The 15,336-nt window shown below is 39.6% G+C and carries 12 protein-coding genes; all 12 read right to left on the reverse strand.

The window, feature by feature from the left end; genetic code table 11:
* Window positions 1-65: 65 nt before the first annotated feature.
* Window positions 66-1,346, reverse strand: a complete 1,281-nt coding sequence (gene ftsA, locus ACTWPF_RS11355; RefSeq protein WP_106896583.1) for a cell division protein FtsA — start codon at window positions 1,344-1,346, stop codon at window positions 66-68.
* A gap of 254 nt (window positions 1,347-1,600) precedes the next feature.
* Entirely contained in the window at window positions 1,601-2,398 is a 798-nt protein-coding gene (locus tag ACTWPF_RS11360; RefSeq protein ID WP_443149185.1) for a cell division protein FtsQ/DivIB, read from the reverse strand.
* A 183-nt stretch (window positions 2,399-2,581) separates the two neighbouring features.
* Window positions 2,582-3,682, reverse strand: a complete 1,101-nt coding sequence (gene spoVE, locus ACTWPF_RS11365) for a stage V sporulation protein E (protein WP_106898511.1) — start codon at window positions 3,680-3,682, stop codon at window positions 2,582-2,584.
* Window positions 3,683-3,776: 94 nt separating this feature from the next.
* Window positions 3,777-5,126 (reverse strand): UDP-N-acetylmuramoyl-L-alanine--D-glutamate ligase, encoded by a 1,350-nt coding sequence (gene murD / locus ACTWPF_RS11370; protein WP_106896581.1) that lies wholly within the window; start codon window positions 5,124-5,126, stop codon window positions 3,777-3,779.
* On the reverse strand, window positions 5,123-6,109 hold the full coding sequence (mraY, locus tag ACTWPF_RS11375; protein ID WP_106896580.1) for a phospho-N-acetylmuramoyl-pentapeptide-transferase: 987 nt from the start codon (window positions 6,107-6,109) through the stop codon (window positions 5,123-5,125). The genes murD and mraY overlap by 4 nt, the downstream gene beginning before the upstream one ends.
* A 40-nt stretch (window positions 6,110-6,149) precedes the next feature.
* Complete coding sequence (locus ACTWPF_RS11380; protein WP_443149186.1) at window positions 6,150-7,502, reverse strand: UDP-N-acetylmuramoyl-tripeptide--D-alanyl-D-alanine ligase; 1,353 nt, start codon at window positions 7,500-7,502, stop codon at window positions 6,150-6,152.
* A gap of 2 nt (window positions 7,503-7,504) precedes the next feature.
* A complete protein-coding gene (locus tag ACTWPF_RS11385; protein WP_238020864.1) occupies window positions 7,505-8,980 on the reverse strand; it encodes a UDP-N-acetylmuramoyl-L-alanyl-D-glutamate--2,6-diaminopimelate ligase in 1,476 nt (491 codons plus the stop codon).
* A 189-nt stretch (window positions 8,981-9,169) separates the two neighbouring features.
* Complete coding sequence (locus ACTWPF_RS11390; protein ID WP_443149187.1) at window positions 9,170-11,101, reverse strand: stage V sporulation protein D; 1,932 nt, start codon at window positions 11,099-11,101, stop codon at window positions 9,170-9,172.
* 81 nt (window positions 11,102-11,182) lie between these two features.
* Complete coding sequence (locus tag ACTWPF_RS11395; RefSeq protein ID WP_443149188.1) at window positions 11,183-13,408, reverse strand: penicillin-binding transpeptidase domain-containing protein; 2,226 nt, start codon at window positions 13,406-13,408, stop codon at window positions 11,183-11,185.
* A 15-nt stretch (window positions 13,409-13,423) separates the two neighbouring features.
* Window positions 13,424-13,804, reverse strand: a complete 381-nt coding sequence (gene ftsL / locus ACTWPF_RS11400; protein ID WP_106896575.1) for a cell division protein FtsL — start codon at window positions 13,802-13,804, stop codon at window positions 13,424-13,426.
* Window positions 13,804-14,781: a 16S rRNA (cytosine(1402)-N(4))-methyltransferase RsmH gene (gene rsmH / locus ACTWPF_RS11405; protein ID WP_106896574.1), complete on the reverse strand. Its 978-nt coding sequence runs from the start codon at window positions 14,779-14,781 to the stop codon at window positions 13,804-13,806. Before rsmH ends, ftsL begins: the two co-directional genes overlap by 1 nt.
* A gap of 52 nt (window positions 14,782-14,833) precedes the next feature.
* A complete protein-coding gene (mraZ, locus tag ACTWPF_RS11410) occupies window positions 14,834-15,265 on the reverse strand; it encodes a division/cell wall cluster transcriptional repressor MraZ (protein WP_036576323.1) in 432 nt (143 codons plus the stop codon).
* Window positions 15,266-15,336: the final 71 nt, after the last annotated feature.

Raw genomic sequence — 15,336 nt, forward strand, 5'->3', positions numbered from 1 at the left:
CGTTTCATCTAGTCTTCATGAAGCGATCATCGAATTTAACATTAATGCTCTACAAAACTAGCACATTAATCAAAGAAATTCTTAAACAAGTTTGCTATGCTGGAATCCTTTTTCTTTTTTTCTTTTGGTTCATTATATTGAGTTTGTTTTTTAGTTCTTTTTGGCCTTTGATCTTGTTCAGGCACAATAACAGAAGGAAATAACTCTTTTCCCTGTATTTTCGCATTTCGGTATGCAAATTGCAAGATTCCTACTCCTGCAGTGAATTGCGGTTCCCGAACACCTATGTAATCAGGTATAGCTATTCGTACACTTGTATGGAACATATCCTGTGCCAACTCTAATACGCCAGGCATAGCCATTGTCCCACCTGTTAAGACAAACCCACCAGGCAATTCGCCATATCCCATTTTTCTAATCTCACGTTCCGCAAAGGCATAGATTTCTTCCAGCCTTGCTTCGATCATATCAGAGATTTGCAACTGGTTGTACGTTTGTTTCGAATTACTTCCAATTACAGATACCTCAAACGTTTCGTCTTCCTGGGCATTATTATAAAAAGCATGTCCATAATTACGCTTTACGTCCTCCGCTTCCTCGGAAGTTGTCCGCATCCCAATGGAGAGATCTTTCGTAATATTATCTCCTCCCAAGGGAATGACACTCGTTGCTGCAAGATGATCATTTTCGAATACAGATACGGTAGAACATCCGCCGCCAATGTTAATAAGCGCAACACCCATATTCTTTTCATCTTTTGATAAGGCGACAGTTCCAGCAGCTAATGGCTGGAGGCAAATATCCGCTACTTGCAGATTAGCCCGTTCTACACATTTTAAAATATTGTGGAGTACGGTTTTAGAACAGGTAATAATAGTACCTTCCATTTCCAGTCGCACACCAATCATTCCCCTTGGGTCTGTTATTTCATCAAGACCGTCAACAATAAACTGTTTGGGAATGACATCAATAATTTCTCTTTCTGGTGGAATGGACACAACCTGTGCACCATCAATTACACGGTTAATATCCTCATCCCCAATTTCTCTGTCTTCACTTTGCACTGCAACAACACCGTGACATGGCTGTAACTGAATGTGATTGCCATTAATCCCCACGACTACACGGTCAATCTGCATCCCAACCATCCGTTCGGCCTGCTCAACAGCATTGCGTATTGATTGAACTGTCTGATCAATGTCTACTATTGCGCCTTTTTTCATACCATTAGACTTTGCAGACCCTACTCCTATAATGTTTAATGAATCATTTAATACTTCTCCAATTATTACTTTGATTTTTGTAGTACCTATATCAAGGCTAACTAATATATCACTGTTGTTCAAAAGTAAGGCACCCCCTAAATTCAGCAAACTTCATCTTTGTGTTTTGTTTAAGTATTCTATAATTCTATCTGATAACATATCATTTTAAAGTAATATCCTAGAAAAAGAAATATATTATAGGTAATTCCACAAGAAATAGCTGATTCCTTTATTTTTCTGCTACTTTTTATTGTATTTTAACAAATCCAGACACTTACTATATATATTTCGTTTACCAGACTCGTTATATGACTGCAAATATAAATCGAGTAAAGTTAATCTGTAGCATCCTCACTATCCTCTTCGGAGTTCTCTTGACTCTCAGAATCGGTAAACGCCTCAAAGTAAGCTCCAACTCCAATATGAATAATCCCCTTGTTTCCCTCTTCAAGCTGGGAAACAATGGACGGATACACACTCATTTTTTCCGCGAAGTCCCTAATCGTACCATCTACCATAAAGCCATCATTCATATAGAGCATAATTTTATTCTTATTCTCGTCAGTTGGCACCCAATAAATTTCCGAAATTAATTTCAGAATATTAGTTGGTAACTTCTCAAGCTCTGCTGTCATCCTATGTAAATATTCTTCTTCCTTGAAATCGAGCAATAATGGTGCGTCCCCGTTAGAAAGTTTTTGACCAGCATCTTTTAGCACTGTGCCGTTTCCTAACACAGGATAGTAGTTACTATCTTGGGTGGCATACCCTACCCGACTTAATTCTTTTATCTCTATTTCCACAGTTCGCGGGAGCTGTCTGGAGACCTCTACTGAATCAACAATGGGATTTGCGGCTATTTCTGCGCGAATTTCTTTTTTGTTAAGGCTCCAGATATTCGTATTTGTTGTGAGACCACTTAATTCCTCTATTTCATTATCGGATAAAAATGTATTACCTTTAATCGTTATTGTTTTTACATCACTCAAAGGTGATTGTAAATAAGCAATAATTGAAATTAATAAGAAAAAAATAGAAAGGTAGAATACTAAACGACGATTCGCTTTCTTTTTTCTTGCCTGTTTCAGTTTTGGGATACGATCCTCGATTGAAACAATCTTCTTTTGGCTCATCTCCATTTCTTCCTTTATAAAAAATTAACAAAGAGTTTCGACTAGAAATAGCCAATGTTTCCTGTTACATGAATTATATCACAAATTCCTTATGGAAATGTAGTATACAATCATAGTTTATCAAGTTTTTAAGATTAATCACCTATTAATTTTTACCAGTTTTAAATCCCCCTGTATACTAACTTAGATTTTTGAATATCTACTAATATTCAATAGTACTCCAACCGAGCATAAGGTTAAAGTTAAGGAAGAACCACCATAGCTAAGGAAAGGTAGCGTGATTCCTGTAACAGGAATTAAACCAATTACCACACTAATATTAATCATTGCCTGAATGGCAAGCATAGAAATAATACCAAGTGCTAAGAAGCGGGCAAATGCATCTGGTGCATCAAGTGCTATTTTAATACCTCGCCAAAGCAATAGGAGAAACAAACCAATGACGGCACTTCCGCCAATAAAACCTAATTCCTCTCCTAGTATTGCAAAAATAAAGTCGGTTTGCGGTTCTGGTAGATAAAAGTACTTCTGAAGACTTTCCCCCAAACCTAACCCCATTAAACCTCCTGGGCCAATTGCATATAAAGACTGTATAATCTGAAAGCCATCACCTAAAGGATCTTCCCAGGGATTCAAGAAAGCGGTTATTCTACTAATTCGATACGGAGCAGATGCAATCAATGCGACAAACCCTAACACCCCAAGCCCAGCTAGTCCGAAAAAATGCCAAAGCCTTGCCCCTGCCACAAAAACCATCACCATACACGTGAGCACTAGCACCATTCCAGTCCCAAGATCAGGCTGCAGCATGATAAGTCCAAATGCCGTAAAAATAAGCATGATAGAAGGAAAAAAGCCTTTTTTAAATGAGGTAATGTATTTTTGGTTTGATGCGAGATAGGCTGCCAGAAATATAATTAATCCTAATTTCATAAACTCAGATGGCTGGATGCTAAATGCTCCAACACCGATCCAACTTTGCGCTCCTCCTCTTACCATTCCTACCCCAGGGATTAGAACGAGTAACAAAAGAACAAAACATGTGATAAGTATGATTTTGGCATACTTTTTCCAAGTTCCATAAGGTACAAGTGTCGTGACGATCATTGCAACGATACCAGCACCAGCAAATAATAACTGTCTTTTTAAGTAATACATGGAGTCATCAAACTTATAATCTGCCCATACGTACGAAGAACTATACACCATAACAATTCCAGCTGTTAATAAACCAAGTACCACAGCAATCAGTATATAATCAGGTGCGTTTGAATCCTTTATCATTTTTCTCAACAAAAAACACCCCTTCTACTTATATGAGACGGGGGTGTTATCTACCAATTTAGTTGATTAAATTTGACTGTTTAAGACAAGCCCCCTATTTCAGTCTATGCACGGCTTGTATAAACATGTCACCTCTTTCTTCAAAGGTTCTATATTGATCCCAGCTTGCACATGCTGGTGATAATAAAATGACATCTTCTTCTGCTGAAACCTGGTATGCTTTTACAACTGCATCCTCTACATCCTCAGCAAATACAATATTCGTAATGTCTGCCTGTTCGCCCAGCTTTTTCAGTTTTTCAGCGGTTTGTCCGAAGACGACCAACCCTTTTACATGTTTTAAATATGGCAAAAGCGCTTGAAAATCATTCCCTCTATCAAGCCCCCCTGCTAACAGAATAACAGGCTGCTTGAAGGATGAGAGTGCTTTTTGTGTTGCCAACATGTTCGTTGCTTTAGAGTCATTATAAAACAGCCTTTGTTTGATGTTATCTACGAATTGCAGACGATGTTTAACACCTGAAAAAGTGGTAAGCACCTTGTGAATTCCTTCATTTGTAGCACCGCGTAACTTTGCAGCTGCAATAGCCGCTAAAATATTCTCCAGGTTATGCTCCCCGACAAGCACAATATCGGCCACTGGCACAACTTTCTCTTCACGGAAATACAAATAGTCTTGGTCCATCCAAGCACCGTTAGAAAGGCGCTGTGTAACAGAGAAAGGTACCTTTAGAGAAGGAGCTTTTTCAATTGCCGTTACAATTTTAGTATCATCGGCATTATAAACGAGATAATCGGTTTCCGTTTGATTCCGAAATATATTAAATTTTGCCTCCATGTAGTTTTCCATCGTTTTATGATAATCAAGGTGTGCCTCAAAAATATTAAGAACCACGGCAATACTCGGTTTAAATCGTTGAATCCCGAGTAATTGAAAAGAAGAGAGCTCTAAGACAAGTGACTCGTCACTTTCGACGGTCTGAGCGACTTCCGTAGCAACCAACCCGATATTACCTGCTACTTTAACAGCTAAATTACTTTCTGAAAGCATTTCAGTTGTTAATGTTGTGGTAGTGGTTTTCCCATTTGAACCAGTTATCGCAATGATTTCCCCATCTGCTAATTGTCCAGCAAGCTCAATTTCGGTAATGATAGGTATGTCTCTCTTCATCGCTTCTGCCAAAATGATGTTATCATAAGGGATCCCCGGGTTTTTTACAATGATATCTACCCCATCAAGGACATGAAGGGGGTGTGTTCCTAATATCACCTCAGCACCTTTAGACTTAAGCTCTTCAACCGTTTCGTCGTCTTCTCTTGCATGCATATCATTAATCCGGACGTTTTTACTATTTTCAAGTAGTACATTGGCAGCTGCCGTTCCACTCCTGGCTAAACCAAGCACCAATACATTAGAATATGGAAAATCGGTTAGCTGCTTCAATTTAATCCCACCTCTATATATATACCAAGCGCGGCAAAAACAAGCCCGACAAGCCAGAAAGTCGTAACTACTCGCCACTCAGACCATCCGAGTAATTCATAGTGGTGATGCAATGGACTCATTTTGAACACTCTTTTACCAGTCGTTTTAAAGGAAATTACTTGAATTATGACTGAGAGTGTTTCAATGACAAAAACCCCGCCAATAATAACAAGAATTATTTCCAGTTTAGTTAAAATTGCGATAGCAGCAATTGCCCCACCTAGAGCTAAGGATCCAGTGTCTCCCATAAATACTTTAGCGGGATGAGCGTTAAACACTAGAAAACCGAGTAACGCCCCGACGACTGCTAACGAGAATATTGCAACCTCATTTTGCGGGAACCCGTACCATGCTAAAATACCAAATGCTCCAAACGCAATGGCAGCAGTTCCAGCCAACAAACCATCTAAACCGTCTGTTAAGTTTACAGCGTTTGAAGCGCCCACTAACATGACAATTATAAGAATGGCATAGCCCCACCCTAGTTCAAACTGTAATGAGGTGCCTGGGATTTGAATATATGTATCAAAGCCCTGACTCTGTAAAATAAAATAAAAAACAAGTGCGATAATTATTTGACCAGCCATTTTTTGTTTTGATGTTAAGCCAAGGTTACGCTTCATTGCTACCTTAATAAAGTCATCCAAAAATCCGAGTAGTCCATAGCCAAGCAGAACAAAAATTAAGAGCCAAAGTTCATAACCGATCCCTTCAGCACCTGCTTTTAATGCCATAATGATGGATGTGATCACAACACTAAAGACAATCATAAGACCACCCATTGTTGGTGTACCTGTTTTCTTGAGATGAGATTTTGGCCCTTCTTCTCTAATGCTTTGTCCAAACTTTAATCTTCTTAAAAATGGAATAAATATCGGAGATAAAAGGACGGTAATTAAAAATGCTATTGCAATTGTAATTAATAATATTGAAATTTTCACTACTTTTCCTCCTTGTAGATTAACCGTCCATCGGTAGTGGCTAGCTAATTGCCTCTACCATTGTTTCAAACATTAATCCTCTTGATGCTTTGAATAAAATAAGTGTTTCTTTATTTAAGTATGGTTGAAGTGCTTCGATAAGGGCTAACTTTGTTGTAAAATGCTCTATCTCAATGTCTGTTCCTTTATTTTGAAGCTCAGATGAGATCCAATTGGCACTCTCCCCATAGGTATACACAGTGTCAACAGGCGGTTCAATTGCATCCGCTACAGATCGATGCAGTTCCTCTGCATAATCACCAAGTTCTAATATGTCACCAAGAACAAGAACCTTCTTCTTAAAACCTTCCATTTGCTTTACTACTTCAATTGCTGCCTTCATGGAAGTTGCAGAAGCATTATAAGCATCATTAATAATTGCTACATCCTGTTTACCTTCCAGAAGTTGAAAACGCATGGAGGTCATTTCCAGGTCCAGCAACCCTTTCTGGATGCATTCTTGTGTAACACCCAGTTTTCCACATACAGACAACGCTAAAGCAGCATTTTTTGCATGGTGCTTTCCTGGTAGAGGTATGGTATAAGATTGACCATCCACCTCGAAGTCCGTCTTATTATGACTTATGTGGACCGAGGTAATAACATGTTCATTACCTGGCTCAAAACCACATGTCACAACATTTGCATGCTTGTGTTTGAAAGAAAGCAATGGCTCGTCACCATCCAACAATAGTATGCCATTAGTTTTCAATCCATTTTCTATTTCTAATTTTGCCTTCGCTATTCCTTCTCTAGAACCAAGATACTCAATGTGAGATTCACCAATATTGGTAATTAGGGCATAATCTGGGCGGGCGATACGTGTTAAGGTATCGATTTCTCCAGCCTGGCTCATTCCCATCTCTAATACAAGAACTTCTGTCTCCCGCTTCATAGAAAGAATAGTTAGTGGTAACCCTATGTGATTATTAAAATTCCCTTGGGTATGATGGGTCATAAAAGTGGTTTTCATGATAGAAGCCACCATATCCTTGGTTGTCGTTTTCCCATTTGATCCTGTAATCCCAATAACTTTAGGATTTACTAGATCTCTATACTTTGAAGCGATTTGCTGCAAGGTCATTAATGTATCCTCTACCATATAGACGGCAATGGAGGGATCAAGCTTCTCTGGTAATGGCTTGCCCTTGTCCCAGATCGTTGCGACTGCTCCATTCTCCACAGCTTGTTCCAAGTAGGTATGAGCATCAAAATTTTCACCTATAAGTGGGATAAACAATGCATTATTCGCATTCTTTCGGCTATCTGTCATTACTTCAAATATTTCGTATTGATTATTTCTTCCTGTCATTGGAGTGAGAAATTCCTCAAGCCAATCCGTTGTAAACAACATGGTTAAATCCCCTTTGTCTTAATGGCATGTCTTGCCACTTCGCGGTCATCAAAATCATATTTCACAAGACCAATTTGTTGATAAGTCTCGTGGCCTTTTCCTGCAATTAGAATGATATCGTCTTTTTGCGCAAGTTTTATTGCATGCACAATCGCTTCTTTTCTATCAGATATTACATCATAATCTTCTTTGTTTCTCGACAAGTCTGTTGTCATATCCTTTAGGATTTGCGCAGGGTCTTCCGTACGTGGATTGTCTGATGTAAAAATTGCCCGATCCGCATAATGAAGGGCTATTCCTGCCATTAGAGGGCGTTTTGTTCGATCACGATCTCCACCGCATCCTACCACTACATAAACTTTTCCCTCAGCAAATTCCTTGATTGTTTGCATTACATTCTCTAAAGAATCAGGTGTATGTGCATAGTCAACAATTACTGCATAGTTTTGCTTTTCATCTACAGGCTCAAATCTGCCGTTTACCCCTGTTATGCTTTCAAGCGCATCTTTAATAACAGCCAGTGGAATATTTTTTGCAATAGCTGCTGTGCTAGCAGCAAGCATATTATAAACATTGAACATTCCGATTAGCTTGGAATTAATTTCAATGTCACCAACCGGTGTTCTTAAAGTAAACGAAGTACCACCTGCATCTAAGCGAATGTCTTTTGCTGTTACATCTGCCTCTTTTTTACAAGAATAGGTTAAGACATTTTGGGCAGTGCTACGCTTTAATACGCTACTGGCTGGATCATCTTCATTTAATACTGCAAATTTAGGATGGTGTTTTGCATAAGTATTCCCTAACTGAGCAAACAAAAGACTTTTGGCACGTAAATAATCATCTATATCTTTATGATAATCCAAATGATCTTGTGAAAGGTTGGTGAAAATGGCAACATCAAATTCACAACCATGTACACGTCCCATATCCAAAGCATGGGAGGAAACTTCCATGATTGCCTGCTCTACTTCCTTATGGAGCATCTTGCTAAAAAATCTCTGTAAACTTAACGAATCTGGTGTTGTATTATTAACAGGATATGTTTCGTCACCAATTTTCATTTGAATCGTGCCAATGACTCCAGTTTTCTGCTTATTCTTGTTAAAAATGGTTTCAAGCAAGTACGTAACTGTCGTTTTCCCGTTCGTGCCGGTTACACCAATCAGTGGTAGCGTCCTCGTTGGATTATGATAAAAACGAACAGCAAGCATAGACATTACCCTGGCAGTGTCTCTAACCATTATTACTGGCACATTGGTCTTGACTGGTTTCTCAGCAATTATAGCAATGGCTCCATTTGAAATCGCCTGGTCAACAAAGTCATGACCATCCTGTGTATAGCCTGATATACAAACAAACAAACTATTTGGACTGTTAACCCTTGAATCCATTTCTATAGAATCAATCTGTATGCCTTCCAAAGAAGCACTTGCATGGTAAAAAGGTATTTCTTCTAATAATTCCTCTAATCTCATAACTAACATCCTATCATTCGTAATGTCCTACATATGTATTCTCAGTAACATTCAAATTTAAGAGGGTGTCACCACCCTCTTATTTAATTGCAATTTATTTAATGAAATAAAGGGATCGCCTAGCTATCCCCCATAAAGCATTATGCTAGATTTTTTCATGCGTAACCATTATAGCAAATTTTTTTTCGTTTAACGATCTTTTTCGGATAAATAGATCCTCATTTTAGATCCTTGCTCTACCTTTGTACCAGGAGCCGGTGCCTGATCAATAATATACTCGCCTTCTCCACTTGTTTCAATGGATAGGTTTGTCATATATTCTGCTAATTCTTCTTTCGTTAAACCAATTAAATCTGGTACTTCTACTTTCGGCTCTTCTGGCCAGAGATATTCTTTGTCCATTCCACCTGTACGTGGCTCAACTTCCATAGCCTGAAGACTATCACCAATAATTCGCCCAACAATTGGCGCTGCTACCACACCACCAAACTGGACCGTGTTTTTAGGATTATCAACTGCCACATAAACAACCATTTCTGGATCATCTGCTGGGGCAAACCCTATAAAAGAAACTACGTAGTTATTTTCCATATATCTTCCGTCAGGTCCTACTTTCTGTGCAGTACCGGTTTTCCCACCGACACGATATCCATCCACATATGCAGGCCGGCCTGTACCTTGCGCAACAACACTTTCAAGCGCGTTACGGACCTCCTCGGATGTTTCCTCGGAAATGACTTTTCTTTTAACATTCGGTTCATGTGTTTCTACAATTTTATTTGTTTTTGGGTCAATCCATGATTCAGCGAGATAGGGTTCATATAAATAGCCCCCATTTACAGATGCGGCTACTGCCATAACCTGCTGAATTGGGGTCACAGATACACCTTGCCCAAATGCAGTAGTGGCAAGCTCCACAGGTCCAACTCGATCTTCTGCAAACAAGATCCCATTACCTTCACCCTGCAAATCAATTCCAGTCTTTTCTCCAAATCCAAATTGATCGATATAAGAAAAAAGCTTTTCTTTTCCGAGCTTCTGGCCTAGAGTCACAAACCCGGGGTTACAGGAGTTTTGTACCACTTCAAGATATGTTTGATTACCGTGGCCGCCGCTTTTCCAGCAATGAAGTTCACTTCCGTCAACACTAATCGAGCCATCATCGTTGAATTCATCCTCTTCCAAGTCTACTACTGCCTCTTCTAAAGCAGCTGCCAACGTAATGATTTTAAAAGTTGATCCAGGCTCATAGGTACTCCAAATGGGTAGGTTTCGGTCAAAAATGTTGGAGTCTACATCCTGGTAATTTTCCGGATGGAAATTGGGACGGGAACTCATTCCAAGAATACCACCTGTTTTGGGGTTTACCGCTATAGCAAGCGCCCCATCTGGACTATATTTTGAAACAGCGAGATCTAGTTCCCGTTCTATAATTGTCTGTACTTTTGAGTTAATTGTGGTTTTTAGGTTAAGTCCGTCTTCTGGCGGTGTATATACATCTGCTAAACTATCCAGCCGCCTCCCCTTAGCATCTGAGTAAAACGACAGACTTCCTTCCTCTCCTTTAAGCTTATCATCATAGTAGAGTTCCAAGCCCATTAGGCCTTGGTTGTCAATACCAGCAAAGCCTAGAACATGGGAAAGGTCTTCTCCATTTGGATAATGTCTTTTAGAATCCTTTGCTAAATATATCCCATCCATATTTAAAGTTCGTATAGCAAGCTCCTGTTTCTCACTAATTTTAATTCCCTCTGGACGAAGATTTACACTTGAGGCATTTTTCGTTATATCTGCAAGCACTTTATCTTTTGAAACATCTAAAACGCCCGCCAACTTCTCTGCCGTCTCTTCTGGATCACTAATCTGTCTAGGTACTGCTACGATAGAGGGAGCTGTAACATTATCCGCTAATACCTCTCCGTCCGTATCTAGGATTTGTCCCCTCTCAGGTTCGAACACAATGTCTCTCGTCCATAGATCATTGGCTTGTCCAACTAGTTTGTCACCTATGATAAATTGAACATAACCTAGTCTAATATCAATAATACTAAAAATAAGTAAACCAAAAAGAAAAACAGTAACGATTCGTTTTTTTACAGTCACAGTGGATACGCGTTTCATTTTCCATCCCCTTTTCATAGGTAGGCTTGTATCCACTATATGATTGTAAAATTAGAATAGAACACTGTTTCATGTTATTGCTTATTCCTCTTCTTGCTCCGTTTCTCCTGCACCTTCCTCTTCTTGCTGCTCATTTGGTGGAAGCAATTCGACACTTAAGGAATCTTCTTTTTTAAGCGCAGTGCCTGCCTTAATAGATTGTGTAACGACAAATCCACTGCCTGACGTTTCTGTTTTCAACTCTAGCAAGTCAGTAAGCTGTAGCACCTCACGTAAAGACCAGCCTATGACTTTTGGCATTTCTGGATTTTCCGTAACTAGAATGACATGGTCATGTGCCAGAATACTTTCTCCTTCTTTCACACTAGCAGCAACTACTTCGCCTTTTCCTACTGCTGTAGTACGTATACCGTTTTTCTCGAGGGTCTTTTGTACGTCGCTTACGTTTTCACCTACTAACTTAGGAACCTTCATTTGCTGCGTTTCTTCTGTTTTTTCGTTATCTGGGCTTATATTCAAATAATGTAAGCCGTTTTCCATAACATTTTTAAAAATGAAAGAAACTGGGTCTGATCCTGACTCGGTTGGTTCTAATTCAGGTTGCTTAACTGAGACATACATCATTAATTGTGGGTCATCAATTGGTGCCATACCTAGGAAAGAAAAGACATGATTTTCATTTCCGCTCATATAAGCTCCGCCACCTGGTTTATCATTCGGTATTTGCGCTGTTCCCGTTTTACCACCAACGGTGTAATCGTCAAGCTTGTACATTTTTCCTGTTCCATGTTCCCCATTTACAACTGTTTCAAGTAATTTTAAAACATGGTCTGCTGTTTCCTCAGATATCGGGTTGCCCACTACATTTTTCGATTTTTCTTCAACTGTCTCACCATTACCGGGGTCAACAATTTTTTTAATCACATAAGGTTGGAGCATTTCCCCATTATTAGCAATTGCCGTAGCTGCTTTCATCTGTTGGATTGGTGTCATTGTACTTCCTTGACCGAAAGAAGAAGTAATTTTCTCTAATGGCCAATTGTAAAGGATCTCTCCCTTTACTTCTCCAGGTAAATCTATCCCCGTCTCTTTATCAAACTGAAAGGCTTTTAGATATTCCAGGAATTTATCTGGCCCAACCTTCTCCCAGGCTAATTTGGCTGCAGCTACGTTAGAAGATCGCTGGAATCCCACGTCATATGAAATCGTCCCCCAGCCTGCACCACCGTTATGGTCATTAATCGCTTTTATTTGTTTATTTGGTTGGTAGCTACCAGATTCATACCCTTCCTCTCCATTATAAACACCTTCCTCAATTGCAGCTGCCCATGTAAACATCTTAACGGTGGAACCCGGTTCAAATGGTGTGGAGACCACATCGTTATACCAGTTTTCCACATTGCTAGGATCATTAGGGTTATAACTTGGGCGGTTACTCATTGCCACGATTTCACCGGTCTTTGGATTCATGACGACAGCACTCATTCTTTCCGGACTGTACTTAGAATCTACTTGTGTCATCGCATCTTCAAGTAGTGTTTGAATTTTTTGGTCGATAGTTAAATAGATGTCATCACCGTCTTGCGGCTTTGTGACCACTTCACTTGGGTCTAGTAGCTTTTTATTGTATTTATCCCGCTGGTAAGAGATTTGACCATCAGTACCTTTAAGTATATCATCCATCACTTTTTCCATACCGGCAATCCCCTTAATTTCGTGCACAATATTGCCGTCTTCATCTTCTACTTCCGTATCTCTGGCAAATCCAATCACCTGTGATGCGAACATGCCATTTGGATAATAACGTAGCGCCTCTTCTTCAAATTTAATTCCTGGAAGGTTTTTCGCAGCAATTTCATCCTTTTTTTGTTGGGATAACTCTTTCCCGGCATTTCCGAACTCGACCTGAAAACGGTCCTTTTCTATCCCGCTCTTTAAGCTTTCCAGCAGTTCTTCTTCCTCAACATCCAATAATGGTGCTAGCTCCTCTGCTGTTTTCTCCGGATCTACCACATGCTTGGGCTCTTCCGATTCCCCAGTATAAGCTTCATCAAGAATTGCGTACATACGAAAAGTCGGTCTGTCATATGCCAACATCATGCCATTATTGTCGAAAATCTTCCCTCGCTCCGCTGCCATTGTATAAGAAGAGGTCCGTTTCTGTTCTGCCCATTCTTCTAATGAAACATCATTTATTTCACCAGTAGCCTGGATATAGAGAAATCTACCCGTTAAAAGCAAGAAAGCACCGACAAAAATAATGATGAGAATACCAGCCATGAAATGTGTTGTACGGTTTTTTTTCATAACTTTCTCTCCTGATTACTCAGTTTCATTATAGGCAGTTGTTTGTTTCACTTGTGTATTTTGTATTTTTAGCCCATTTTCTTCTGCAATTTTGGTGATACGTTCAGGCCTGCTTAATTCCTTCATTTCAAAAAGCAACCCTTCATTGGTCGTTTGCTGTGTTTGTACTGTTTTTTCTAACCTTTGCATGTCACGGTTTAATGCATCAGTACTGGATGAGAAGGAAACGACAAATATGCCAGTTGCAATTAACATTGCTCCTACTGCCGAATAGATTACTTTTTCTCCCTTTGTAATCCAACCTTGCCGTTGAACTTTTACTGCAACTTTTTCTTGTTTTTCCGGTCTTTGCTGGGTCCTTGGCTGTTGCCATTGACGTGCATGATTTGCGCTCATTATTTTTTCCACCCTTCCTCATAGTTAAATGATTCATCCCAAGCCTTTACTTTTTCAATAATTCGTAGTTTTGCAGAACGTGACCTGCGGTTCGCTTCAAGTTCTTGGTCACCCGCAATCACAGGTTTTCTAGTTATAACCTTAAATGGTGCCTCATGAGACTCTGGAACAATTGGCAGATTCCGCGGTGTAGGTTTTGCGGTGCTCCATTTCTTAAATGCTTGCTTACATAGTCTGTCTTCAAGTGAATGGAAGGTAATAACCACAATTCTTCCGTGCAAGCTTGTCATTCTTGCTGCCTGGTGCAGCGCATCATTAAAGACTTGTAATTCATCGTTTACTGCTATCCGAAGCGCTTGAAATACGCGTTTAGCAGGATGTCCACCTTTACGGCGGGTTGCAGCTGGAATTCCTTCTTTAATGATTTCTACTAGCTCATGTGTTGTTTCAATTGGCTTTTCTTCACGATGCCGTTCGATCTTACGGGCAATCTGCTTAGAAAATTTCTCCTCACCATATTTAAAAAAGATGGAGACGAGGTTTTGATAAGACCAGTTATTAATAATTTCATAAGCATTTAGCTCACTATTCTGATCCATTCTCATGTCTAAGACCGCGTCATGTTGGTAACTGAACCCTCTCTCGCCTCGGTCTAACTGTGGAGAAGACACACCTAGGTCAAATAAGATGCCATCCACTTCGTTTATTCCGTGGTCCATTAATGCTTGTTCTAGTCCACTAAAATTTGAATGGATAAACAAAATACGATCTTTATAAGCTGAAAGTCTTTCTTTGGCTGCCTGCAAAGCATCCTCGTCCTGATCAAAGGCAATTAATCGTCCGCCCTCTTGAAGCTGTGATGCAATACTTTCCGAATGCCCTCCGCCACCGACTGTACAATCAACGTATGTACCGGTAGCTTTTATTGCCAATCCTTCTATTGTTTCTTGCTTTAATACACTATAATGCTCAAACATACGATCCACCTACTTTTGTCAATTCCTTTCACATTAGCAACTAAGGGATAAGTTAAATATCAAAATCCATTAGATTCTCTGCTAATTCTGCAAAGGATTCTTCAGAGTCATTAAAATAGTCTTCCCAATTTTCACTTGCCCAGAACTCTATACGGTTTGAGACACCAATTACCACACATTCTTTTTCCAATGCTGCATAACCTCTAAGCGGCTGTGGAAGATTTATTCTTCCCTGCTTGTCCACTTCACATTCAACAGCTCCTGAAAAGAAGAACCGAGTAAAAGCTCTGGCATCCTTTTTAGTAAGTGGGAGTTTTTTTAATTTATCTTCTAATAATTTCCATTCATTCATGGGGTAGGCAAACAGACACTTGTCTAGTCCACGCGTTACAATAAATGTCTCACCAAGCTCGTCACGGAACTTGGAAGGAACGATAATTCTTCCTTTTGCATCAATGTTATGCTGGAATTCGCCCATGAACATATAGTTCGCCCCACTTTCATAAATATATATTACCACATCCCCCCACTATTCACCACTAGTTTCCCACTAAT

The organism is Oceanobacillus sp. M65, from assembly GCF_052246275.1.
Lineage (GTDB): Bacteria > Bacillota > Bacilli > Bacillales > Amphibacillaceae > Oceanobacillus_B > Oceanobacillus_B jordanicus.

Coding starts and splice junctions, on each gene's coding strand:
- ACTWPF_RS11360 (WP_443149185.1), bottom strand. CDS start 2,398: ATGAGCCAAAAGAAGATTGTTTCAATCGAGGATCGTATCCCAAAACTG.
- spoVE (WP_106898511.1), bottom strand. CDS start 3,682: ATGATAAAGGATTCAAACGCACCTGATTATATACTGATTGCTGTGGTA.
- ACTWPF_RS11380 (WP_443149186.1), bottom strand. CDS start 7,502: ATGTTGTTTACAACGGATTGGCTTGAGGAATTTCTCACTCCAATGACA.
- ACTWPF_RS11385 (WP_238020864.1), bottom strand. CDS start 8,980: ATGAGATTAGAGGAATTATTAGAAGAAATACCTTTTTACCATGCAAGT.
- ACTWPF_RS11390 (WP_443149187.1), bottom strand. CDS start 11,101: ATGAAACGCGTATCCACTGTGACTGTAAAAAAACGAATCGTTACTGTT.
- ACTWPF_RS11395 (WP_443149188.1), bottom strand. CDS start 13,408: ATGAAAAAAAACCGTACAACACATTTCATGGCTGGTATTCTCATCATT.
- ftsL (WP_106896575.1), bottom strand. CDS start 13,804: ATGAGCGCAAATCATGCACGTCAATGGCAACAGCCAAGGACCCAGCAA.
- rsmH (WP_106896574.1), bottom strand. CDS start 14,781: ATGTTTGAGCATTATAGTGTATTAAAGCAAGAAACAATAGAAGGATTG.
- mraZ (WP_036576323.1), bottom strand. CDS start 15,265: ATGTTCATGGGCGAATTCCAGCATAACATTGATGCAAAAGGAAGAATT.